Source organism: Azospirillum largimobile (genome assembly GCF_977007025.2).
Map to the genome: position 1 here is coordinate 384,274 of NZ_CDRMUA020000003.1, position 21,859 is coordinate 406,132.

At 68.8% G+C, this 21,859-nt stretch carries 18 protein-coding genes; 5 read left to right on the forward strand and 13 right to left on the reverse strand.

The features are described 5' to 3' along the window. The first annotated feature begins 169 nt into the window (after positions 1-169). Positions 170-508 carry a DUF1289 domain-containing protein gene (locus ACWPKK_RS19385; RefSeq protein WP_452007354.1) on the forward strand — a complete coding sequence of 113 codons (339 nt, stop codon included), beginning with the start codon at positions 170-172 and terminating at the stop codon, positions 506-508. 94 nt (positions 509-602) lie between these two features. Here the strand turns inward: ACWPKK_RS19385 and ACWPKK_RS19390 are convergent, their stop codons facing one another. From ACWPKK_RS19390 to ACWPKK_RS19400, 3 genes are all read right to left on the reverse strand, one after another. Beyond that, entirely contained in the window at positions 603-1,406 is an 804-nt protein-coding gene (locus ACWPKK_RS19390; RefSeq protein WP_452008217.1) for an alpha/beta fold hydrolase, read from the reverse strand. A 93-nt stretch (positions 1,407-1,499) separates the two neighbouring features. Further along, positions 1,500-2,354 carry a transporter substrate-binding domain-containing protein gene (locus ACWPKK_RS19395; protein ID WP_452007356.1) on the reverse strand — a complete coding sequence of 285 codons (855 nt, stop codon included), beginning with the start codon at positions 2,352-2,354 and terminating at the stop codon, positions 1,500-1,502. A 179-nt stretch (positions 2,355-2,533) separates the two neighbouring features. Then, positions 2,534-2,971 carry an Lrp/AsnC family transcriptional regulator gene (locus ACWPKK_RS19400; RefSeq protein ID WP_044552592.1) on the reverse strand — a complete coding sequence of 146 codons (438 nt, stop codon included), beginning with the start codon at positions 2,969-2,971 and terminating at the stop codon, positions 2,534-2,536. 144 nt (positions 2,972-3,115) lie between these two features. Between ACWPKK_RS19400 and rocF the strand changes: the two genes are divergently transcribed. Then, entirely contained in the window at positions 3,116-4,066 is a 951-nt protein-coding gene (rocF, locus tag ACWPKK_RS19405; protein ID WP_452007358.1) for an arginase, read from the forward strand. 18 nt (positions 4,067-4,084) lie between these two features. Then, positions 4,085-5,149 carry an ornithine cyclodeaminase gene (locus ACWPKK_RS19410; protein ID WP_452007360.1) on the forward strand — a complete coding sequence of 355 codons (1,065 nt, stop codon included), beginning with the start codon at positions 4,085-4,087 and terminating at the stop codon, positions 5,147-5,149. An 8-nt stretch (positions 5,150-5,157) separates the two neighbouring features. Here ACWPKK_RS19410 and ACWPKK_RS19415 read toward each other — a convergent pair whose 3' ends face one another. The 6 genes from ACWPKK_RS19415 to ACWPKK_RS19440 all read right to left on the reverse strand — a co-directional run bounded on the left by ACWPKK_RS19415 (position 5,158) and on the right by ACWPKK_RS19440 (position 13,358). Then, positions 5,158-5,871, reverse strand: coding sequence for a response regulator (locus ACWPKK_RS19415; protein WP_452007362.1), 714 nt, complete (start codon positions 5,869-5,871; stop codon positions 5,158-5,160). Then, positions 5,868-8,618, reverse strand: a complete 2,751-nt coding sequence (locus ACWPKK_RS19420; RefSeq protein WP_452007364.1) for a DUF4118 domain-containing protein — start codon at positions 8,616-8,618, stop codon at positions 5,868-5,870. Before ACWPKK_RS19420 ends, ACWPKK_RS19415 begins: the two co-directional genes overlap by 4 nt. A 203-nt stretch (positions 8,619-8,821) precedes the next feature. Continuing rightward, a complete protein-coding gene (gene kdpC, locus ACWPKK_RS19425; protein ID WP_452007366.1) occupies positions 8,822-9,397 on the reverse strand; it encodes a potassium-transporting ATPase subunit KdpC in 576 nt (191 codons plus the stop codon). A gap of 13 nt (positions 9,398-9,410) precedes the next feature. Next, the gene (gene kdpB / locus ACWPKK_RS19430; RefSeq protein ID WP_452007368.1) at positions 9,411-11,531 is read right to left on the reverse strand and encodes a potassium-transporting ATPase subunit KdpB; all 2,121 of its coding nucleotides are present in this window, start codon (positions 11,529-11,531) and stop codon (positions 9,411-9,413) included. A gap of 14 nt (positions 11,532-11,545) precedes the next feature. Continuing rightward, positions 11,546-13,255 carry a potassium-transporting ATPase subunit KdpA gene (gene kdpA, locus ACWPKK_RS19435; protein ID WP_452007370.1) on the reverse strand — a complete coding sequence of 570 codons (1,710 nt, stop codon included), beginning with the start codon at positions 13,253-13,255 and terminating at the stop codon, positions 11,546-11,548. A 13-nt stretch (positions 13,256-13,268) separates the two neighbouring features. After that, positions 13,269-13,358 carry a K(+)-transporting ATPase subunit F gene (locus tag ACWPKK_RS19440; RefSeq protein ID WP_014189053.1) on the reverse strand — a complete coding sequence of 30 codons (90 nt, stop codon included), beginning with the start codon at positions 13,356-13,358 and terminating at the stop codon, positions 13,269-13,271. A gap of 603 nt (positions 13,359-13,961) precedes the next feature. Here ACWPKK_RS19440 and ACWPKK_RS19445 point away from each other — a divergent pair. Both ACWPKK_RS19445 and ACWPKK_RS19450 read left to right on the forward strand, forming a co-directional pair. Further along, positions 13,962-15,638: a methyl-accepting chemotaxis protein gene (locus tag ACWPKK_RS19445; RefSeq protein WP_452007373.1), complete on the forward strand. Its 1,677-nt coding sequence runs from the start codon at positions 13,962-13,964 to the stop codon at positions 15,636-15,638. A gap of 115 nt (positions 15,639-15,753) precedes the next feature. Next, positions 15,754-16,416, forward strand: a complete 663-nt coding sequence (locus ACWPKK_RS19450; protein WP_452007375.1) for a DUF6766 family protein — start codon at positions 15,754-15,756, stop codon at positions 16,414-16,416. A gap of 34 nt (positions 16,417-16,450) precedes the next feature. On the opposite strand, the gene ACWPKK_RS19455 is transcribed toward ACWPKK_RS19450, so the two are convergent. Genes ACWPKK_RS19455 through ACWPKK_RS19470 form a run of 4 tightly spaced genes read right to left on the reverse strand, consistent with a single transcriptional unit; the run spans position 16,451 to position 21,857 of the window. Then, positions 16,451-18,127, reverse strand: a complete 1,677-nt coding sequence (locus ACWPKK_RS19455; RefSeq protein ID WP_452007377.1) for an ABC transporter ATP-binding protein — start codon at positions 18,125-18,127, stop codon at positions 16,451-16,453. Between the two features lie 55 nt (positions 18,128-18,182). Beyond that, positions 18,183-20,177: a Fe(3+)-hydroxamate ABC transporter permease FhuB gene (gene fhuB / locus ACWPKK_RS19460; protein WP_452007379.1), complete on the reverse strand. Its 1,995-nt coding sequence runs from the start codon at positions 20,175-20,177 to the stop codon at positions 18,183-18,185. Beyond that, positions 20,170-21,063: an iron-siderophore ABC transporter substrate-binding protein gene (locus tag ACWPKK_RS19465; RefSeq protein ID WP_452007381.1), complete on the reverse strand. Its 894-nt coding sequence runs from the start codon at positions 21,061-21,063 to the stop codon at positions 20,170-20,172. The genes fhuB and ACWPKK_RS19465 overlap by 8 nt, the downstream gene beginning before the upstream one ends. Beyond that, a complete protein-coding gene (locus ACWPKK_RS19470; RefSeq protein WP_452007383.1) occupies positions 21,063-21,857 on the reverse strand; it encodes an ABC transporter ATP-binding protein in 795 nt (264 codons plus the stop codon). Before ACWPKK_RS19470 ends, ACWPKK_RS19465 begins: the two co-directional genes overlap by 1 nt. Positions 21,858-21,859 lie beyond the last annotated feature (2 nt).

A 21,859-nucleotide genomic window follows, 5' to 3' on the forward strand; every position in this document is an offset into this window, starting at 1 on the left:
TGTCGCAGCGACTATGAGCGATTATGGCCGGAAAAATCCATACAATATTCGATACCGTGAGGCCGTAGAACCTCATTGTATGGATGGCCGGGATGCCCGCCCGGCCATTGCCGAACAGGCATTCCGATGCACATTGTGCTCGCAGGGAAGCGATCATGCGACAGGCGCGATGAGCATCATCAAGTTGGGCGGCAGGAAATCGAAAGACGGCGCGGCGGCCAAGGACACGAGGAATCCCTGCATCGGGCTCTGCCGCTTCGGCGGACAGGGGGCCTGCCTGGGCTGCCACCGCACCAAGGCCGAGGTGAAGGGCTGGAAAAAGCTGAGCGACGCGGCCAAGGCGGCCATCAACGAGCGGATCAGGCAGGGAATGCAGGCCGTGGCAGCAACGGCGGAGGGCAAGGCGCCGCGCAAGCGTCTGCGGAAACTCGACCGGAAGATCGACAAGCTGGAAGCGAAGCTCGCCGCCCTGCGGGCCGAGCGCGATGCCATGGCGGGGGCGGAGTGAGGCTGCGCGTTGAGAACCTGCGAGTTGAATGCAGTCTCGGGTGGCGAGCGGCCCCTCTCCCGCAAGGGGAGAGGGGCACTAGTACCGGCGAGCCTCAGTGCTGTGCAAGAAAGGTCCCGATCGCCTCGACCACCGTGCTCTCGCATTCCCGGTGCGGGACATGGCCGGTGTCGGCAAGCATATGGACCGTTCCGCGCCCGGCGGCGATGCGGGCGGGGTGCTCCGCGGAGCCATATTCGTCGCGGTCGCCATGCAGCGCCAGCACCGGGCAGCGGACCTCCGCCAGCGCGGCGTCTAGCGTCCAGCCGGCGAATTCGGGCGACAGCCACGCTCCGGTCCAGGCATCGACCGCCCAGCGGGCCTTGTCTCCCTGGTATTTCGCCAGCCGGGCGAGTTGATCCGGGTCCTGGAATCCTTGTTCGGCGAGGCGGATGCCGTCGAGCGTCCGGTCCTCGACGAAGGCCTGGGCCGCGATGGTGACCAGCGCCCGGCAGCGCGACTGGAAATATGCCGCGGTCTCGACCGCCATGCCGCCGCCGACGCTGTGGCCGCAGGCGACGAACTCCCCGACCGCGAGCCGGTCCAGCAGGATCGGCACGACGGTCCGCGCCTCCGCCGCCACGAAGTCGAGGGATAGTCGTCCGGGATGCGGGTCGGAGCGGCCGAATCCCAACCGGTCATAGGCGACGACCCGCCTTGCCGTCGCCGCGGCCAGCCGGGCCGGGAAGCTGCGCCACAGATCGACGCAGCCGAGGGAATCGTGGAACAGCAGGATCGGGGGAACGGCGGTCCCGTCCGGGCTGTCCGGCCGCCATTCCTTCACGAACAGGCGGCCGCCCGGGACCTGGATGAAATGGTCTTCGCCATGGACGGCGGGCTGCGAAGGCGGCGTGGTCATCTCATCCATCGGCTGCGGTCCATGGCGGTCCTCGGGCGGCCGGGGGCTGCGGCCGTCCCCGGCCAAGCGACATGCGGGTGAGCGGCTTCGGCGTCAGCGAACCGAGACGTCGTAGCCGAAATGCTGCTGGCTCAGCTTGGCGATGGTGCCGTCCTTGGTGGCCTCGACGATCGCCTTGTCGAAGCGGGCCTTCAGATCGGCATCGGCCTTGCGCAGGCCCACGCCCATGCCTTCGCCCAGGACGCCGCGCGTCATGGTCGGGCCGACCAGCGTCATGCTGTCCTTGCCCATGCTGCGGATGATCGCCTCGATGGGAGAGCGGTCGCCGAAGATGGCGTCCACTCGGCCGGAGGACAGGTCGATGGCGGCGTTGTCGATCTTGTCGTAGCTGCGCACCGTCACGCCCGGCAGGTGCTTTTCCAGGAAATCGACCTGGATGGTGGAGGTCTGAACGCCCACCGCCTTGCCCTTCAGCAGTTCCGCCAGCTTGGCGAGCGCCGCCTTGCTGCCGGCTTCGTCGGCGAGGTCGACGCTTTCGGCGCCGAAGGCGGCACCGTTCAGCTTGGAGGATTTCAGGACGGCGAAGGTGGACTGTTCGGTGCCGTAGGGACCGGCGAAGGCGATGACCTTCTTGCGCTCGTCCGTAATGGTCATGCCGGCCATGATGGCGTCGATCTTGCCCTGCTGCAGCGACGGGATCATGCCGTCCCAATCCTGGGCGATCAACTCGCACTCCGCTTCCATGCGCTTGCACAGATCCCAGGCGAGGTCGATTTCGAAGCCGACCAGCTTGCCCGACGAATCCATGCCGTTCCACGGGGCGAAGGAGCCTTCCGACGCGATGCGGATCTTCTTCGCGTCCTTGGCGGCGGCGGTGTGGTCCATGGTGACGCCGGCGGTCCCGGTCGCCAGCGCACCCAGCACCAGCGCCATAAGGATCTTCTTCATCGGCTTGTTCCTTCCATTCATTGTGCTGCCCGGCACCGGCTGTCCGCCCCGTGCCGTCGGCGAAGCGCCCGGACTTTGGCACAGGCCTCCGCCGGCCGTCACCCCCGCGATGGCGGGAGCCCCTGCGTTTCCATGGCGCAGCCCGTTGGGATGACCGACTGTCCGTGGGCGGGACCGGCCTACAGGCGGGCGCGGGTGCTGCGCGGGGTGTTCAGCAGGAGGTTCGTCTCGCTGGTGGTGATGCCGGGGATCAGGCGGATGCGGCGCAGGATCGCATCGAATTCCGGCAGGCTTGCGGCGGAAAGCTCCACGATCAGGTCCCAGCGTCCGTTGGTGCTGTGGATCTCCATGATCTCGGGGAAGCCGCTGAGCGTGCGCACCACCCGGTCGGTGGCCTGCCCCTCCACCTCGATCAGCATGATGCCGCGCACCGGCGCCTCCACCGTGTCGGCGCGCAGGATGACGGTGTAGCCGATGATGATGCCGGAGGCCTCCAGCCGCTCCATCCGCCCACGCACCGTCGCCCGCGACACGCCCAGTTCGATGGCGAGGTCGGAAATGCTGCGGCGGCCGTCATGGCGCAGCAGGGTGATCAACTTCTCGTCCAGCTGGTCCAGGGTCATTTGCGGCGGTCTCCGCCAATTTGGCAAGCTTAGCTGTTCAGATTGGTAGGCCGGTTGATCGCTTTTGTCAAATTGCCCTGTCCGTTCCGCCATGCGCCTGTGATTTGCTGGTGAGAGGAACAGGCAAGAGACCGAACAATGTCCTACCAGAAGACAAAGACGAAGCAGTGCCGGTTGGTCGGCGTGCCGGTGCAGGATGGGGCGGGGCGCCTCGGCTGCGAGATGGGGCCGAGCGCCTATCGGACGGCGGGCATCGCGCGGGCCTTGTCCGACCTGGGGCACAGCGTCACCGACCTCGGCAACGTGGCGCCGGTGCCGCAGCGGCCGATGGCGCATGGCAACGCGGTGCTGAAGCTGCTTCCGGAGGTGGCGGGCTGGACCGCCGCGCTGTCCAAGGTGGCGTATGAGGCGAGCGCCGGGCAGGACGCCATGCCGATCTTCATGGGCGGCGACCACAGCCTTGCCGCCGGCACGCTGACCGGGCTGGCGCAGCGTGCCGCCGAGATGCGGCGTCCGCTGTTCGTGCTGTGGCTGGACGCGCACCCGGATTTCCACACGCTGGAGACGACGGAGAGCGGCAACCTGCACGGCGTGCCGATGGCCTATGCCACCGGCCGCGCCGGCTTCGACGGCTATTTCCCGCCGCCGCCGGCCCGGCTCGACCCGCACAATGTCTGCATGATGGGCATCCGCAGCGTCGATCCGGCCGAACGGCGGGCGCTGGAGACCTCGGGCATCATTGTCCACGACATGCGCAAGATCGACGAGCACGGCATCGTCTCCCTCCTGCGTCCGTTCCTGGAGCGGGTGGTGGAGGCGGACGGGCTGCTGCATGTCAGCCTGGATGTGGACTTCCTCGATCCCGGCATCGCCCCCGGCGTCGGCACCACGGTTCCCGGCGGCGCGACCTTCCGCGAGGCGCATCTGATCATGGAGATGCTGCACGACACCGGCATGGTCAGCAGTGTCGATCTGGTGGAACTGAACCCCTTCCTGGATGAGCGCGGGCGCACCGCGACCCTGATGGTGGAACTGCTGGCGAGCCTGATGGGGCGCCGCGTTCTCGATTACCCGACCCGCAGCTTCTGACCGTTTGGAGCGTATGACATGATCCCGAACCTCAACCTCGTTCCCTTCGTCAGCGTCGACCACATGATGAAGCTAGTGCTGCACATTGGCGTGGAGCGCTTCCTGACCGAGCTGTCGGCCTATGTGGAGGAGGATTTCCGCCGCTGGGAGAGCTTCGACAAGACGCCGCGGGTCGCCTCCCACAGCGCGGAGGGCGTGATCGAGCTGATGCCGACCAGCGACGGCCGCACCTATGGCTTCAAATACGTCAACGGCCATCCGAAGAACACGCGGGAAGGGCGCCAGACCGTCACCGCCTTCGGCGTGCTGGCCGATGTCGGCAACGGCTATCCCGTGCTGATGACGGAGATGACCATCCTGACGGCGCTGCGCACCGCCGCGACCTCCGCCGTTGCGGCGAAGCATCTGGCGCCGAAGGATGCGACCTGCATGGCGATCATCGGCAATGGCGCCCAGGCGGAGTTCCAGGCGCTGGCCTTCAAGGCGCTGTTGGGCATTCGCAAACTGCGGCTCTACGACATCGACCCGGCCGCCACGCAGAAATGCGTGCGCAACCTGCGCGACCAGGGCTTCGAGATCACGGCGTGCAAATCGACCGAGGAAGCGGTGGAGGGGGCGCAGATCATCACCACCGTCACGGCGGACAAGCAGTATGCCACCATCCTGACCGACAACATGGTCGGCGCCGGCGTGCACATCAACGCGGTCGGCGGCGACTGCCCCGGCAAGACGGAACTGCACCGCGACATCCTGCTGCGGTCGGACATCTTCGTGGAATATCCGCCGCAGACGCGGATCGAAGGCGAGATCCAGCAGCTGGCCCCCGACCATCCGGTGACGGAGCTGTGGACGGTGATGACCGGGCAGGCGGTCGGCCGGCGCGACGCACGGCAGATCACGCTGTTCGATTCGGTCGGCTTCGCGACGGAGGACTTCTCCGCCCTGCGCTATGTCCGCGACAAGGTGGCGGGGACGGGGCTGTACGAGAACCTGGACATGCTGGCCGACCCGGACGAGCCGCGCGACCTGTTCGGCATGATCCTGCGCGCCGCCAAGCCGACCCCGGTGGGGGAGGCGGCGTGACCTTTCCCTCAGTCCGCCGCCCGCAGGCGGTAGCCGACGCCGGTTTCGGTCAGGATGTGCTGCGGGCGGTCGGGTTCGGCCTCGATCTTCTGGCGCAGCTGGCGGATGTAGATGCGCAGGTACTGGATGTCGGTCTCGCCGCCCCAGACCTCGGTCAGGATCATGCGGTGGGTCAGCACCTTGCCGGCATGGGCGACGAGCAGGCGCAGCAGGTCGTATTCGCGCGGCGACAGCTTCACCTCCGCGCCGCGGACGGTGACGATGCGGCGGACGAGATCGACCGTCAGGTCGCCGCCGCGGAAGACCGGACGTTCGCCCTGGCGTTGCAGCCGGTGGCGCAGGGCGGCGCGGATGCGGGCCAGCAGCTCGTCCATGCCGAAGGGCTTGGTGACGTAATCGTCGGCGCCGAGGTCGAGCGCCTCCACCTTGCCGGCCTCGTCCACCCGGCTGGACAGTATGATGATCGGCAGGCTGGCGCCGGGCGAAGCGGGATCGGTGCCGCGCAGGCGGCGGATCACCTCCAGTCCGTCGATGCCCGGCAGGCCGAGGTCGAGCACCAGCAGGTCCGGCGCGCGGCGGCGGATTTCCTTCAGCGCGGCGTCGCCGTCCTCCGCCTCCACGATGTCGTAGCCCTGGGCCGACAGGCTGGTGCGCAGGAAACGGCGGATCGGCGGCTCGTCGTCGACGACCAGGACGCGCAGGGGGGCGGAGGGCTGGGTCATAAGCTGTTGTCCTCCAGGGCCGGCAGGTCGGCCGCGGCGGGGATGGTCAGGGTGAAGACGGCGCCGGAGCGGTCGCTGCGGTTGCCGGCGGCGATGGCGCCCCCCATCGCCTCGACGAAGCCGCGGCAGATCGCCAGCCCCAGCCCGGTGCCGGCGCGCTGCCGGTCCTGGGCGTGGACACGGTAGAACTTGTCGAAGATGCGGTCCACATCGGCGGGTGGGATGCCGTCGCCCTCGTCCATCAACTGGACTTCGACCGCATCGCCCAGCCGCCTGGCCCGCACCGTCACCCGGCTGCCGGTGGGGGCGTATTTGGCGGCATTGTCCAGCAGGTTGAACAGCACCTGCTCGAACAGAACCGGGTCGAGATCGACCATCGGCAGGTCGGGGGCGAGGTCCACCTCCACGCTGTGCCCGGCAAGGATGCGGCCGGTGCGCGCCAGCGCGCTGCCGACCATCTCCGACAGGTCGACCGGGCCGCTGCGCGAACGGACGGCGCCCGATTCCAGGCGGGTCATGTCCAGCAGATTGGCGATGAAGCGGTTCAGCCGCTCCGCCTCCTCCTGGATGTTGGTGGCGAGATCGAGCCTTCCGGCTTCGTCCAGCGTGCTGCCGTAACGGGTCAGGCTGGTGGCGGATCCCAGGATGGAGGCGAGCGGCGTGCGCAGGTCGTGCGAGATCGAGGTGAGCAGGGCGGAGCGCAGCCGTTCGGTTTCCGCCGCCAGCTTGGCGCGGTCGACATCCTCGGCCAGCATCACCCGTTCGATGGCAAGCGCCGCCTGATCGCCGAGCGCGTCGAGCAGCCGCCGCTGGTCGGGGGAGAGCAGACCGCTTTTCCGGCTGCGGTCGCCGCCGCCGGTATCGACCCCCACCAGCGCCACCGGGCCGCGGCCGGTCCGCATCGGCAGGAACAGCCAGCGGGCGCCCGGCAGCGTATCGGCACCGCGGCCGGCGGGCTTGTTGTTCTGCCAGCTCCACATGGCGGCGGCGAGGTCGGCCTCCTCCAGCACATCCTCGGGCGGGTAGCCGGCGCGGACGGTCAGGCGGTCTCCCGGTTTGTCGCCGTCGGGCATCAGCAGGACGACATGCGCCTTCAGCATCGCCGCGATCTGATAGGCGGTGGCCCACAGCAGGTCGTCCATGGTGACGACGCCGGCCAGCTTGCGGCTGAACTGGTAGAGATCCTCGGTGGTCTTGGCACGCTGGCGCGCGGTCAGAGCCTGGGCGCGGACGCGGGCGGTCAGGTTGCTGGCGATTGCCGCGACGACGGCGAAGACCAGCAAGGCGACGATGTTCTCGGGATCGGAAATCGTGAAGGTGTAGAGCGGCGGCAGGAAGAAATAGTTGAAGGACAGGACGCTGGCGACGCAGGCATAGAGCGACGGACCCAGCCCGCCGGTGACGGCGCTGGCGAGCACGGCGGTCAGGAAGACCAGCGCGATGTTGCTGAGCCCCAGCGCCAGATGCAGCAGGTGGCCGAGCCCCAGCGCCGCCGCGACATAGCCGGTGGCGGCGAGATAAGGCAGACCCTGGAAGGACCATCGATCGTCGGTTGCGGTCCGCACCGTCTTGGGCGGCACCGCGTCGCCGGGATTGGCGCCGGGGTTGGCGGCGATGACGTGGACGCTGATGTCGCCGGCCCGGCGGATCAGGCTGTGCGCCACCGATCCGTGCAGCAGTTCCGACCAGCGCGGGCGGCCGGACTTGGCGATGACGAGATGGGTGATGTTGTTGGCGCGGGCATACTCCACCACCGCGTCGGCGACATCGCGGCCGGGAATCGTCACCGCCTCTCCCCCCAAGCGTTCGACGAGGCGCAGGGTGTCGGCGATGCGGTCGCGCTCCGCCTCGCTCAGGCGTAGGTCGCGGCTGGTCTCGACATGGATGGCGCCCCAGCGGGCGCGCAGCCGCTCCGCTTGCCGGCGTGCGTAGCGGACCAGCGCGCCACCGCCGGCGTCCTGGTCGATGCAGACCAGCAGCCGCTCCCCCGCCGCCCAGGGGCCGGCGATGGCGTGGGCCTGCATGTGGGTGAGCAGCTGGTCGTCCACCCGGTCGGCGGTGCGGCGCAGGGCCAGTTCGCGGAGCGCGGTCAGGTTGCCGGGGGAGAAGTAATGGCGGATCGCCTGTTCCGCCGTGCGGGGAACATAGACCTTGCCCTCCTTCAGGCGCTGGATCAGGTCCTCCGGCGTGATGTCGATGACCTCGATGTCGTCGGCGCGGTCGATGACGGAATCGGGCACCGTCTCGCGCACGCGGACCCGCGTGATCTTGGCGACGACGTCGTTCAGGCTTTCGACATGCTGGATGTTCAGCGTGCTGTAGACGTCGATGCCTGCGTCCAGAAGCTCCTGAACGTCGAGGTACCGCTTGGCGTGGCGGCTGCCGGGGGCGTTGGTGTGGGCCAGTTCGTCCACCAGCACGATCTTCGGCCGGCGGGCGAGGATGGCGTCCAGATCCATTTCGGCCAGCGCATGGCCCTTGTGGCGGACGGTGCGGCGGGGGATGACCTCCAGACCGGCGACCAGACCCTCGGTCTCTGCGCGGCCGTGCGTCTCCACCACGCCGACGACGAGGTCGGCGCCGTCGCGCCGCTTGGCCTGGGCGGTCAGCAGCATGGCGAAGGTCTTTCCCACGCCGGGGGCGGCGCCGAGGAAGATCTTCAGCCGCCCGCGCTCTTCCCGCTCCGCCTGCCGCAGCAGCGCGTCCGGCGATGGCCGCTGGTCGCGCCCGCCCTGGTCGTCGGTCATCCGGTTCCGTCTCCCCCGCTCGCTGACAAAGCCCCTCTTCCCTTGTGGGAGAGGGGTTGGGGTGAGGGGTGACATATCCGATGTTTCCAGCGGCCTGCGGCCGGCAGCACCCCTCATCCCAACCCTTCTCCCGCAAGGGGAGAAGGGCTTCAGAGACCCAACGTCATTGCACAAACCCGAATGCTATCGTCTCCGCCGGATCTCTAGCGGGCCGCCGCCGCCCTGTCCAAGGCTAGATTGAGCGCCAGCACATTGACGGTCGGCTCGCCAATGATGCCCAGTTGGCGCGGCGCGGTGGTGTCGGCGACCAGCTTGCGCACGGCGTCTTCCGACATCCCGCGCGCCTTGGCGACGCGCGGCACCTGGAAGTCGGCGGCGGCCGGCGACAGGGCAGGGTCGAGGCCGCTGCCGGAGGCCGTCACCAGCTCCACCGGGACCGGCGCGTCGGGGTTCTCCGCCTTCAGCCTCTCGGCGTCGGCCTGTACCCGCTCGACCAGCGCCTTGCTGGTCGGGCCGAGGTTGGAGCCGCCGGAGCTTGCGGCGTTGTAGGGCGTCTCGGCGGTGGCGGACGGGCGCGGGTGGAAATAGCGGTCGGCGGCGAAGGCCTGGCCGATCAGGGTGGAGCCGATCACCGTGCCGTTCCGCTCGATCAGGCTGCCGTTGGCCTGATGCGGGAAGAGGCTTTGCGCGATGCCGGTGACGGCCAGCGGGTAAGCGAGGCCGGTGACGACCGCCAGGGCGGCGGTCATGACCAGGGCGGGACGCAGGTCCTTCAACATGGGAAAAGTCCTCTCACACGAGCCCGAGGGCGGTGACGGTCAGGTCGATGGCCTTGATGCCGGCGAAGGGCACCGCCAGCCCGCCCAGCCCGTAGATCAGCAGGTTGCGGCGGAGCAGCCCAGCGGCGCCCACCGCGCGGTAGCGCACGCCGCGCAGGGCCAGCGGGATCAGCGCCACGATGATCAGCGCGTTGAAGATGATCGCCGACAGGATGGCGCTTTCCGGGCTGTGCAGCCCCATCACGTTCAACGCCTGAAGCTGCGGGTAGAAGGCGAGGAACATGGCGGGGATGATGGCGAAATACTTCGCCACGTCGTTGGCGATGGAGAAGGTGGTCAGCGCACCGCGGGTCATCAGCAGCTGCTTGCCGATCTCCACGATCTCGATCAGCTTGGTCGGGTCGCTGTCGAGATCGACCATGTTGCCGGCCTCGCGCGCCGCAACCGTGCCGGTGTTCATCGCCACGCCGACATCGGCCTGGGCCAGCGCCGGGGCGTCGTTGGTGCCGTCGCCGCACATGGCGACCAGCTTGCCCTTCGCCTGCTCGTCTCGGATCAGCTGCAGCTTCGCTTCGGGTGTGGCCTGGGCGAGGAAATCGTCCACCCCGGCCTCCGCGGCGATGGCGGCGGCGGTCATCGGGTTGTCGCCGGTGATCATCACCGTGCGGATGCCCATCTGGCGCAGCGCGGCGAAGCGTTCGCGGATGCCGCCCTTGACGATGTCCTTCAGGTGGATGATGCCGAGCAGCCGGCCGTCGCGCGCCACCGCCAGCGGCGTGCCGCCGGACTTGGCGACCCGCTCGGCAAGGGCGAGGATCTCGCGCTCGGCGGCGCCGGCCCCCGGATGAAGGGTCGTCACGCCCCGTCCGCCGGCGACCGCCACGCGCTGCGATCCGCGGATATGGGCGAGCACGGCGTCGACCGCGCCCTTGCGGATCACCGTGCCGCCGGTATCGATGCCGCTGATGCGGGTCTGGGCGGTGAAGGGGACGAAGGTCGCCTGCATCTCCTCCATGGCGCGGGCGCGGATGCCGTACTCCTGCTTGGCGAGCACGACGATGGAGCGGCCTTCCGGCGTCTCGTCGGCCAGCGAGGCGAGCTGGGCGGCGTCGGCCAACTCGTCCTGGGTGACGCCGGCGACCGGCAGGAACTCCGCGGCCTGGCGGTTGCCAAGGGTGATGGTGCCGGTCTTGTCGAGCAGCAGAGTGTCGACGTCGCCCGCCGCCTCAACCGCGCGGCCGGACATGGCGAGCACGTTGAAGCGGACCAGACGGTCCATGCCGGCGATGCCGATGGCCGACAACAGCGCGCCGATGGTGGTCGGGATCAGCGTGACGAACAGCGCCACCAGGACCAGCACGCCGACCGAGCCGCCGGCATAGGCGGCGAAGCTGGGGATCGTCGCCACCGCGATGACGAAGACGATGGTCAGCCCGGCCAGCAGGATGTTCAGCGCGATCTCGTTGGGGGTCTTCTGGCGCTGGGCGCCTTCCACCAGCGAGATCATGCGGTCGAGAAAGGTGGAGCCGGGGGCGGCGGTGATCCGGACCTTGATGTGGTCGGAAATCACCTGGGTGCCGCCGGTGACGGCGGAGCGGTCGCCGCCGCTCTCGCGGATGACGGGGGCGGATTCGCCGGTGATGGCGGCCTCGTTGACGGAGGCGACGCCCTCCACCACCTCGCCGTCGGACGGGATGATGTCGCCGGCCTCGACCAGCACGAGGTCGCCGGTCTTGAGCGCGGTGGCGGGGACGCTGCGGATGGTGCCGTTTTCCAGCTTCTTCGCGCTGGTCTCGGTCCGGGTCTTGCGCAGGCTGGCTGCCTGGGCCTTGCCGCGGCCCTCCGCCACCGCTTCGGCGAAGTTGGCGAAGACCAGGGTGAACCACAGCCAGACGACGATCTGGACGGCGAAGCCGCTCACTCCGGCACCGGTCACCGCATCGCGCAGGACCAGCAGGGTGGTCAGCGCGGCCACCACCTCGACGCAGAACATCACCGGGTTGCGGATCATCTGGCGCGGGGCGAGCTTGGCGAAGGAACCGCCGATGGCCGGCAGCAGGATGGCGGGGTCCAGCAGGGTGCTTGCGGCCGTTTTCGCCTGTATGCGGCCGGACCGTTTGCTATTGGCGTGCATGGGATCGTTCCCGATCAGAAGAGGGTGCCGGTGCTCATCGCCAGATGTTCGACCACCGGGCCGAGGGCGAGAGCCGGGAAGAAGGTGAGGCCGCCGACGATCAGGATGACGCCGACCAGCAGCCCGACGAACAGCCCGTCATGGGTGGGGAAGGTGCCGGCCGATGCCGTGGCCCGTGTCTTGGCGGCCAGCGAGCCGGCGATCGCCATCATCGGCACGATGACCAGGAAACGGCCGACCAGCATGGCGATGGCGATGGTGACGTTGTACCAGGGCGTGTTGCCGCTGAGCCCGCCGAAGGCGCTGCCGTTGTTGGCGGCACCCGACACATAGGCGTAGAGCGCTTCCGAGAAGCCGTGCGCGCCGGCATTGGCCATCGACGCGGTGCCGGTGTCGAGAACCACGGCGGCGGCGGTGAAGCCCAGCATCATCAGCGGCAGGCAGAGGATGGCGAGCATGGTCATCTTGACCTCCTTCGCCTCCAGCTTCTTGCCCAGGTATTCCGGCGTGCGGCCGACCATCAGCCCGGCGACGAACAGCGCGACGATGGCGAACAGCAGCATGCCGTAGAGCCCGGCGCCGACGCCGCCGACGATGATCTCGCCCAGCATCATGTTGATCATCGGCACCATGCCGCCCAAGGGCATGAAGCTGTCATGCATGGCGTTCACCGCACCGCAGGAGGCGGCGGTGGTGACGGCGGCGAACAGGGCGGAGGCGGCGACGCCGAAGCGGGTCTCCTTCCCCTCCATGTTGCCGGCGGCGGTGTCGATGCCGAGCGCGGCGAAGGCCGGGTTGCCCTGCGCCTCCGCCCAATAGGCGATCGTGACGCCAGCGACGAAGAGCACGCCCATGGCGGCCAGGATCGCCCAGCCCTGGCGCTCGTCGCCGACCATGCGGCCGAACAGGTTGGTCAGGCCGGCGCCCAGCGCGAAGATCGACAGCATCTGGACGAGGTTGGTCAGGGCGTTGGGGTTCTCGAAGGGGTGGGCGGAGTTGGCGTTGAAGAAACCGCCGCCATTGGTGCCCAGCATCTTGATCGCCTCCTGCGAGGCGACGGGGCCGAGCGCGATGGTCTGCTTCGCCCCCTCCAGCGTGGTGGCGTCGACGGAGCCTGCCAGCGTCTGCGGCACGCCCTGCCACACCAGGAAGACGGCGTAGACGAGGCAGAGCGGCAGCAGGACGTAGAGGGTCGCGCGGGTCAGGTCGACCCAGAAATTGCCGATGGTGCGGGCCGACGCGCGGGCGAAGCCGCGAACCAGCGCCACGGCCAGCGCGATGCCGGTGGCGGCGGAGACGTAGTTGTGGAAAGTCAGCCCGGCCATCTGGACCAGATGGCCCATGGTGGTCTCGCCGCCGTAATTCTGCCAGTTGGTGTTGGTGGTGAAGCTGGCCGCCGTGTTGAAGGCGAGGTCGGCCGGCACCGCCGCCATGCCCTGCGGGTTCAGCGGCAGGACAGCCTGAAGCCGTTGCAGGACGTAGAGCAGCAGCATGCCCGCGGCGCTGAACAGCAGCATCGACACGGCGTAGCTCACCCAATGCTGCTCGGTGCGCTCGTCGATGCCGGCAAGCCGGTAGAGCCCGCGCTCGACGGGGCGGACGATGGGGGAGAGCAGCGTGCGCTCGCCGGTGAAGACGCGCGTCATGAAGCCGCCCAGGGGCCGCGTCACCGCGACGACCAGGGCGAGGAAGACCAGGATTTGAATCCAGCCGTTGACGGTCATGGGACGGGACTCCTCAGAACCGTTCGGGGTGGATCAGGGCATAGACCAGATAGGCCAGCAGCCCGCCGGTCACGAGGCCGGCCAGCGCGTAATCGAGGATCATCGCCGCCTCCCCTCACAGCCGGTCGCAGGCGTGGACATAGGCAACCGCCGCGGCGAAGAAGCCGACGGTGAGCGCCAGGAACAGAAGGTCGAGCATGGGGTCAAGGCTCCGGTCGAACGGAAAAGGGCCGGACCGCCCGTCCGCCGTGATGCCGGCTGGCGGGTGGTCCGACCCTGCAAGGATGATCCGGAGCCGCGTATAGATTCGATGGGGGGCGGCGGTGCCCGAAAATATATGGGGCGTATATGTGCGGGCGGATCAGCAGGCGGCGGACCTGGATCTGGGGATATATGCCTTTTTGTATAGATGCTGAGCTGTGGCCTTGCGAAAGCCTGCGGACGACCAAATCGGGCACATCGTCCACCCTTGCCTGTAATGTTGTTGATGTACGACGACGGTGAGTGAACGAACCGTTCGCAACAGTCATGGCGCACCAATCAATCCGTATGACTGATGCAAATACCGGAAGACGAGTCAGGGGATTTCTCTAACTTTTCCTTAACCGCTCACCCCCTTTTCCCTTGCCATGACGGTTGCCTAAGGGCAGACGTCCGAAAAAGAAAAACGAACAGTCGGAAATTCGGACCAAACCAGGGGTTGGGTATGAGGATGAAGGCTTTGTCGCTGGCGGGCAAAACGGTGGTGCTTTGCGGCGGCGGATTTCTGTTGCTTGCCTTTGCCACGTTCGGTGTCAACGAGTTGCTGCTGACCCGCTATGCCGAACGGGTGGCGATGGAGCGGCAGGAAACCAACATGCGCGTGGCCTGGGACGTGCTGAACCAGTATGGGCAGGCGTTCGATGTGCGCGATGGCAAGCTTTATGCCGGCGACCGCGCCCTGAACGACTTCCTCGAACCGGTGGACCGGGTCAAGCGGCTGGTCGGCGGCACGGCGACCCTGTTCATGGGCGACCGGCGCGTTTCCACCAATGTGTTGAAGCCGGACGGCAGCCGCGCGGTCGGCACCACGCTGGCGAAGGGGCCGGTCCATGACGCGGTGCTGGGACGCGGCGTGCCCTATCGCGGGCAGGCGGAAATCCTCGGCACGCCTTTCTACACCGCCTACGACCCGATCAAGGCGCCGGACGGGCGCGTGGTCGGCGTGCTCTATGTCGGCATTCCCAAGGCGGAGTTCTTCGCGACCATCCGCGACACCCAGACGATGATCGCCGCCATCAGCGGGACCGTGACCCTGCTGGTCGCCGCCTGCTGCCTGTTGCTGGCCCGGCGCATGTTCCGGCCGCTGTCGGGCATCCGCGGCGCCATGGAGGATCTGGCCCGCGGCAACCTGTCGGTCGCCATCCCGGCGCTTGGCCGCAAGGACGAGATCGGCGGCATGGCGAAGGCGCTCGCCGTGTTCAAGGAGAACGCGATCAAGGTCGCCAAGCTGCACGAGGCCCAGGCGGAGGAGCGCGCCCGCTCGGTCGAGGAGCGGCGCAAGGCGATGGACGCGGTGGCGCAGTCCTTCGAAGGGTCGCTGCTGGGTGTCGTCGGCGTGCTGAGCGCCACCACCACGCAGCTGCAGGCCAATGCCCAGCGCCTGCACGACATCGCCGAGACCGGCAGCGTCCGCGCCGACACCGTCAGCACCGCCGCAGGCGAGGCGAGCGACGACGTCCGCACCGTCGCCGGTGCTTCGGAGGAATTGAGCATCTCCATCGGCGAGGTCAGCCGGCAGGTCGAGGAGTCGGCCCGCATGGTCGGCAACGCGGTGGAGGAGGTGACGCGCACCAACCGGACGATGGACGGGCTGGCGGCGGCTGCCGGCAAGATCGGCGAGGTGGTGACCCTGATCCAGGATATCGCCGGCCAGACCAACCTGCTGGCGCTGAACGCGACCATCGAGGCGGCCCGCGCGGGGGAGGCCGGCAAGGGCTTCGCCGTCGTCGCCGGCGAGGTGAAGATGCTGGCGAACCAGACCGCGCGCGCGACCGACGACATCGCCCGGCAGGTGGCGGAAATCCAAGCGGTGACCGGCCATGCGGTGGAGGCCATCGAGGGGATCGGCCGCACCGTCCTGTCGGTCAGCGACCTCGTCGGCCGCATCGCCGTCTCGGCCGATCACCAGGGCGTCACCACCGCCGACATCGCCCGGTCGGTCCAGCGCGCCGCCGACCGTACGGCGGAGGTGACCGATAACATCCGCGAGGTCTCCCAGTCCGCGCACGAGACCGGGACGATGGCGTCGGAGGTACGCGCCGCCGCCGCCGATCTCGGCCGGCAGGCGATGGCGCTCCGCGATCAGGCGGAGGAGTTCCTTCGCCATGTGCGGGCTGCCTGAGCCGTCGCCATGCGGACCTCGGCCTGGTGATTGTTGGGTACGCCAACGAGCGGCGCAACCTCCGCGCCGCCGCGCCGTTGTATAGGCCGGGCTTTGTGAAATGCGGAGTGGTCCGATGCGTCGGTTCCTGCGTGACAACGGGCTGTCGGTTGCCTTGTTCGGCCTGTTCCTGCTGTCGATCGTTGGGCAGACGCTCGCCGGATGGCGGGCGCTCGTCGAGGAACTCCGCTTTCACGGGCTGCCGGCCATCGGTCTGCCGGAGTATCTGACCACCGGCCATTTCCTATCGGCGGTCTTCGAGAATTGGGAGAGCGAGTTCCTGCAGATGTCGGTCTATGTGCTGCTGACCGTCCTGCTGGTGCAGAAGGGATCCGCGGAATCGAAAACGCCGGGACAGGACAACCCGGAAGACGAAGATCCCGGGAAGAAGCGGGGCGACAGGGATGCGCCCTGGCCGGTCCACCGGGGCGGGCTGCTGCTGCGCCTCTATTCGCACTCGCTCAGCATCGCGCTGCTGACTCTGTTCGCCGTCTCCTTCTGCCTTCATGTGGCGGGAAGCACCCGCCGGTCCAGCGAGGAGGCGTTGCGGCATCACCAGCCGACCAAGACCATGGCGGAAACGCTGGTGGAGCCGGAATTCTGGTACGAAAGCTTCCAGAACTGGCAGAGCGAGTTCCTGTCCATGGGGGCGCTGGTGGTGCTGGGGATTTATCTGCGGGAGCGGGGATCGCCGGAATCCAAGCCGGTCGCGTCCCCGCACGCCAAGACCGGGCATTGACCGGGCCCGATCACTCCCCAACCACTTCCCCCTGTCAGCCGTGGGCGGCCAGCTCCTCGTGGGTAATGCGCTGGATGCCCCCCTCGGCACCGACGACATAGACCTCGTCGGCATTGCGGATCGTCGCCAGCCGGTGGGCGATGATCAGGGTCGTCCGCCCTTCCGCCAACTCCATCAGGGATTTTTGGATCTCCCGCTCCGTCCGGGTGTCCAGCGCCGAGGTCGCTTCGTCCAGGATGAGGATCGGCGGATTCTTCAGGAACATGCGGGCGATGGTCAGGCGCTGCTTCTGGCCGCCCGACAGCTTCACGCCGCGTTCGCCGATGATGGTGTCGAGCCCGTCGGGCAGCGAGGCGATCAGCCCGTCGAGATGGGCGCGGCGCGCCGCCTCGGTGATCTCTGCGTCCGAGGCGCCCAGCCGGCCATAGGCGATGTTCTCGCGGATCGTGCCGCCGAACAGGAAGACGTCCTGCTGGACGATGCCGATCTGCCGGCGCAGCGAGGCCAGCGTCATGCTGCAAATGTCGAGGCCGTCGATGGTGATGGTGCCGCCGGTGATCTCGTAGAAGCGCGGCAGCAGCGAGCAGATCGTCGTCTTGCCGGCACCCGACGGACCGATGAAGGCGACGGTGGACCCCGCCTTGATGGCGAGGTCGACGCCCTTCAGGACCGGGCGGGCGGCGTCATAACCGAAGGACACGTCGGTGAAGCGGATGTCGCCCTTCAGCGGCGGCGCCGGGACGGCGTTGGGCGAATCCGCAATGTCAGGCTGGGTGTCGAGCAGCGCGGTGTAGCGGCGGAAGCCGGCGATGCCGCGCGGGTAGGTCTCGATGACCGCGTTGATCTTCTCGATCGGGCGGAAGAAGGTGTTGACCAGCAGCAGGAAGGCGAAGAATCCGCCCTGGGTCAGTTCCCCAACCAGGACAAAATGGGCGCCGGTCAGCATGACGACGATCAGGATCAGCCGCATGCTCATGTAGCTGAGCGTCGTCGACGCCGCCATGATCTTGTAGGCGTCGAGCTTCGTCTTGCGGTAGCGGTCGTTGTCCTCGGCGAACAGCTTGCGCTCGTGGTCCTCGTTGGTGAAGGCCTGGACGACGCGCATGCCGCCGACATTCTCCTCGATGCGGACGTTGAAGTCGCCGACGCGGGAATAGAGCGACTGCCAGTTCTTGGTCATGCGTCCGCCGTAGCGGCTGGTCAGCCAGGCGATGACCGGCACGATGGCGGCGGTGATCAGCGCCAGCGGCAGATGCACCACCGCCATCAGGGCGAAGGCGCCGACGAAGGTCATCACCGCGATCAGCAGGTCTTCGGGGCCGTGGTGCGCCACCTCGCCGATCTCGTCCAGGTCGCGGGTGACGCGGCCGACGAGATGGCCGGTCTTGTTGTTGTCGTAGAAGCTGAAGGAGAGCTTCTGCAGATGGTCGAAGCTCTTCCGGCGCATCTCCGTCTCGATGTTGACGCCCAGCTTGTGGCCCCAATAGGTCACGATGGCCATCAACCCGCCATTCGCCATGTAGACCGCCAGCAGCAGCGCCGTCGCGGCGACGATCAGCGGCCAGTCCTGGGTGGGCAGCAGCCGGTCCACGAAGGCGCGCACCGCCATCGGGAAGCCCAGCTCCAGCAGTCCCGACAGGATCGCGCAGGAAATGTCGAGAATCAGCAGGCCCTTGTAGGGACGGTAGTAGGCGAGGAAGCGGCGGAGCATGGCTCTTCTCATTCCGGAACTGAAAATGGGAATAGGCACGGGGGAACGGAACGGGCTAGCCGGCGCGCGAGCCGGCCCGGCTGAGCAACCAGATCAGGTAGGGGCCGGCGAGCAGCGCGGCGAACAATCCCAGCGGCAGTTGATACGGGAAGGCGACGGTTCGCGCCAGCCAATCCGACACCACCATCAGTCCGGCGCCGATCAGGATGGCGCCGATGCCCTGCCCCAATGCGCGGCCGAGACCGGCCAGCCGGGCGAGGTGCGGGGCGATCAGCCCGACGAAGCTCAAGGGGCCGACGAAGAGCGCCGCCGCCGCCGTGAGCAGGCCGGCGAACAGCACCAGAAGGATGCGGCAGCGCTGCACCGGCAGGCCGACCGACCGGGCGGTGACGTCGCCGAGCGGCAGGATCTCCAGCCAGCGGGAAGCCAGCGGCAGGGCGGCCAGCAGCAGGACCGCGGCGCCCGCGCAGAACCAGGCGTCGGCCGGGCCGGCGTCATTGGTCGATCCGCTCAGCCAGCGCAGCAGGGTGAAGGCCTGCGGCGTGCCGGTGGCGATGACGGCGGTCAGGACGGCGCTGCACAGCGCGCTCATGGCGATGCCGGCCAGCAGCAGACGTTCCGGTCCGAAGCCGGCGCGCAGCGACAGGGCCAGCATGGCGGCCAGCACCAGCACCGCCCCCGCCGCGGACGCCGCGATCTGGAGGCCGATGCCGGGGGCGGCGACCAGAAACAGCGCGGCGGTCAGCCCGACGCCCGATCCTGTGCCGACGCCGAGGATCTCCGGGCTGGCCAACGGGTTGGCGGTGATGCGCTGCAACAGCATCCCGGCCGCCGCCAGCATGGCGCCCGCCGCCGCCGCGACCACCACCCGCGGACCGCGCCATGCCAGCAGCCGGTCGAGGAGGGAGCCGGTGGCGATAGACCAGCCGTCCGGGCCGTAGCCGACGGTCAGCGCGAGGGCCACGGCGACGAGGCCCAGCAGGGCGATCAGGCCGATCAGCAGGCGGGGACGGGGGCTGCGGCGCGAGGGAGCGGGACGGTTGTTCAGCGACGGCCATTCGAACATGCGCAGGCGCGGCAGCAGCCACAGCAGCAGCGGGCCGCCCAGCAGGGCGGTGGCGGCGCCGGTCGGCACCCGTTCGCCGTTGGCGCCGGCCAGCAACTGCACCAGCCCGTCGGTGACCCAGAGCAGGACGGCGCCGATCAGCGGTGCGGCGATCAGCTTCTGCTTCTGGGTCCGCGCGCCGCTGAGATGCGCCAGGGCGGGGGCTGCAAGTCCGACGAAGCCGATCACGCCGACCTCCGCCGTCACGCTGGCCGCCAGCCAGACCGCCACGCCGATGACGGCGAAGCGCGTCGCGTTGAGGGCGACGCCCAGGCTGCGGGCGCTGGCATCGTCGAGGCCGAGGATGGACAGCGGGCGCATCAGCAGGATGGCGGCGGCGATACCCAGCAGCAGGCGCAGCGCGATGGTCAGCGTGGGACCCCAGCTCTGCTGCGCCAGTGCGCCGCCGCCCCAGATGAAGATCGAAAACAGATAGTCGCCGTTGGCGAGGATCAGTGCGGCACTGGCCATGGTGGCGGTCAGCGCGACCATCATGCCGGCCAGGATCACGGCGACCGGCTCCAGCCCGCGCCGCCATGTCATGGCGAGGATCAACCCGACCACCGTCAGCCCGCCGGCCAGCGCCACGCCCTCGCGCGCATGTTCCATCAGCGCCGGCGCGTAGACCAGCCCGACCGTCATGGCGAGTTGCGCGCCGGCCGACACGCCGAGGGTCGATGGCTCGGCCAACGGGTTGCGCAGCACGCGCTGGAGCAGAAGCCCCGACAGCCCCAGCGCCGCCCCGGCGACCAGCGAGACCGCGATGCGCGGCAGGACGCTGTGATAAAGGATGATGGCGTCGAGCCAGTCGGCGCCGTTCGCCATCGTTCCGACCGATGCCGGAGCTGCGAGGTGCCCCGCGACCTGGACGGTCGACAGGCAGGCGGCGATCAGGGCCAGCCCGCCCCACAGCAGGATGCGGTTCATCGGTGCGCGCTCAGCCATTGCCGCCATTTCCTTGCAGGAGGGTGGCGGTGGCGAGGCGGGCGAAGCGCAGGGCGGCCGGCAGACCGCCGAAATGGTTGACCGGCTCGATCACCGTCACACGGTTCTCCCGCACCATTGGCAGGGCCTGCCACAGGGCGCTGTCGGCCAGCGTCCGCACCGCATCGGCGGGAACCGGCGGCACGACGATGACCGTGGCGTCGGGCATGCGGGCCAGCGCCTCGATGCCCACCGGCGCGGTGGCGCTGTAGCTGGACTGTGCTGCCCAGCCATTCTCGACCCCCAGCCGGCGCAGCACGTCGCCGAACATGCTGTCGGTGCCGAAGGCGCGGAAATGGCGGGCGTCGCCGAAATTGACCGCCAGGACCGGCCGGCGGCCGATGCCGTTCAACGTTTCGCGCAGGCGGGCGATCTCCGCCTCCGTGCCGGCGACGACGGCCTGCGCCTGTGCCTCGCGACCGAGCAGCCGGCCGAGGGTGAGGGCGGCCCCGGCGGCGGCGGCGTAGGGCTGGACGCCCGGCGTGTAGATCGACAGCGACACGGTTTCCGCCACCCGCTCCAGGCTGGTGCGCTGCCCTTCATAGTAATTGGAGGTGAGGATGAGGTCCGGTTCGGCGAGGTTCAGCGCCTCGTAGTTCGGCGTTCCGCGCAGCCCGATGTCGGCGACCGAAGCGGGAACGGCCGGTTCGACGACGGTTTTGCGGAACTGCAGCAGCTCGGTGGCGGCGACCGGGACCACGCCCAGCGCCAGCACCGTTTCCAGCAGTGCCCAGTCGATAACCGCGACCCGTTGCGGCAGTGCCCCCCATGCGAAGCGGGGCGCCAATGCAAGCCCTGCCGCCAAGCCCAGCGCGTGGCGCCGCGGTATGGTCCTCGCCGCCGCCATCACAGGACGTAGCCGATGGGGTCGCCGGTGACCGGGTGCGGGACGATCCCCATGGCGAGGCGGTAGATCGCGCCCAGCGTCTCGCCGGTCATGATGGCGTCCGGCGTTCCCTGCGCGATCAGCACGCCGCCGCGCATCGCCAGGATTTCGTCGCAGACGCGGGCGGCCATGTTGATGTCGTGCAGGACGATGACCGCGCCGATGCCGCGGGCGCGGCTGAGGCGGCGCACCAGCCCCAGCATCTCGACCTGGCTGGCGATGTCGAGCGCCGAGGTCGGTTCGTCCAGCAGCAGGCAGCGCGTGTCCTGCGCCAGCATCATGGCGAGCCACACACGCTGCCGCTCGCCGCCGGACAGGCTGTCCACCAGCCGGTCGGCGAAGGCGTCGAGGTTGGTTTCGGCAATCGCCTCCGCCACCTTGGCGGCGTCCTCCGCCCCGAAGCGGCCGAGCGCGCCGTGCCAGGGGAAGCGGCCGAGCGCCACCAGCTCGCGCACCGTCATGCCCTCCGCCGGCGGGGTGAATTGCGGCATGTAGGCGACGGTGCGCGCGAAGTCGCGCTCGCCGATCCGGCCGATCTCGGTGCCGAGGCAGCGAATGCGCCCGGCCCCCGGCGGCTGCTGGCGGGCGAGCATGCGGATCAGCGTGCTCTTGCCGGAGCCGTTGGGGCCGACCAGCCCGTAGATGCGCCCCTGCTCCAGCCGAAGCGACAGGTCCGACAGGATCGGCCGACCGGAGGCCGAGAATCCGACGGCATCGAGTTCGTAGAGGGCAGGGGTCTGGTCCGGGCCGGGCATCA

What these genes read in the sequence shown, in the direction of transcription:
- ACWPKK_RS19385 (WP_452007354.1), top strand. Translation starts at nt 170, where the DNA reads ATGAGCATCATCAAGTTGGGCGGCAGGAAATCGAAAGACGGCGCGGCG.
- ACWPKK_RS19390 (WP_452008217.1), bottom strand. Translation starts at nt 1,406, where the DNA reads ATGACCACGCCGCCTTCGCAGCCCGCCGTCCATGGCGAAGACCATTTC.
- ACWPKK_RS19395 (WP_452007356.1), bottom strand. Translation starts at nt 2,354, where the DNA reads ATGAAGAAGATCCTTATGGCGCTGGTGCTGGGTGCGCTGGCGACCGGG.
- rocF (WP_452007358.1), top strand. Translation starts at nt 3,116, where the DNA reads ATGTCCTACCAGAAGACAAAGACGAAGCAGTGCCGGTTGGTCGGCGTG.
- ACWPKK_RS19410 (WP_452007360.1), top strand. Translation starts at nt 4,085, where the DNA reads ATGATCCCGAACCTCAACCTCGTTCCCTTCGTCAGCGTCGACCACATG.
- ACWPKK_RS19415 (WP_452007362.1), bottom strand. Translation starts at nt 5,871, where the DNA reads ATGACCCAGCCCTCCGCCCCCCTGCGCGTCCTGGTCGTCGACGACGAG.
- ACWPKK_RS19420 (WP_452007364.1), bottom strand. Translation starts at nt 8,618, where the DNA reads ATGACCGACGACCAGGGCGGGCGCGACCAGCGGCCATCGCCGGACGCG.
- kdpC (WP_452007366.1), bottom strand. Translation starts at nt 9,397, where the DNA reads ATGTTGAAGGACCTGCGTCCCGCCCTGGTCATGACCGCCGCCCTGGCG.
- kdpB (WP_452007368.1), bottom strand. Translation starts at nt 11,531, where the DNA reads ATGCACGCCAATAGCAAACGGTCCGGCCGCATACAGGCGAAAACGGCC.
- kdpA (WP_452007370.1), bottom strand. Translation starts at nt 13,255, where the DNA reads ATGACCGTCAACGGCTGGATTCAAATCCTGGTCTTCCTCGCCCTGGTC.
- ACWPKK_RS19440 (WP_014189053.1), bottom strand. Translation starts at nt 13,358, where the DNA reads ATGATCCTCGATTACGCGCTGGCCGGCCTCGTGACCGGCGGGCTGCTG.
- ACWPKK_RS19445 (WP_452007373.1), top strand. Translation starts at nt 13,962, where the DNA reads ATGAGGATGAAGGCTTTGTCGCTGGCGGGCAAAACGGTGGTGCTTTGC.
- ACWPKK_RS19450 (WP_452007375.1), top strand. Translation starts at nt 15,754, where the DNA reads ATGCGTCGGTTCCTGCGTGACAACGGGCTGTCGGTTGCCTTGTTCGGC.
- ACWPKK_RS19455 (WP_452007377.1), bottom strand. Translation starts at nt 18,127, where the DNA reads ATGCTCCGCCGCTTCCTCGCCTACTACCGTCCCTACAAGGGCCTGCTG.
- fhuB (WP_452007379.1), bottom strand. Translation starts at nt 20,177, where the DNA reads ATGGCTGAGCGCGCACCGATGAACCGCATCCTGCTGTGGGGCGGGCTG.
- ACWPKK_RS19465 (WP_452007381.1), bottom strand. Translation starts at nt 21,063, where the DNA reads ATGGCGGCGGCGAGGACCATACCGCGGCGCCACGCGCTGGGCTTGGCG.
- ACWPKK_RS19470 (WP_452007383.1), bottom strand. Translation starts at nt 21,857, where the DNA reads ATGCCCGGCCCGGACCAGACCCCTGCCCTCTACGAACTCGATGCCGTC.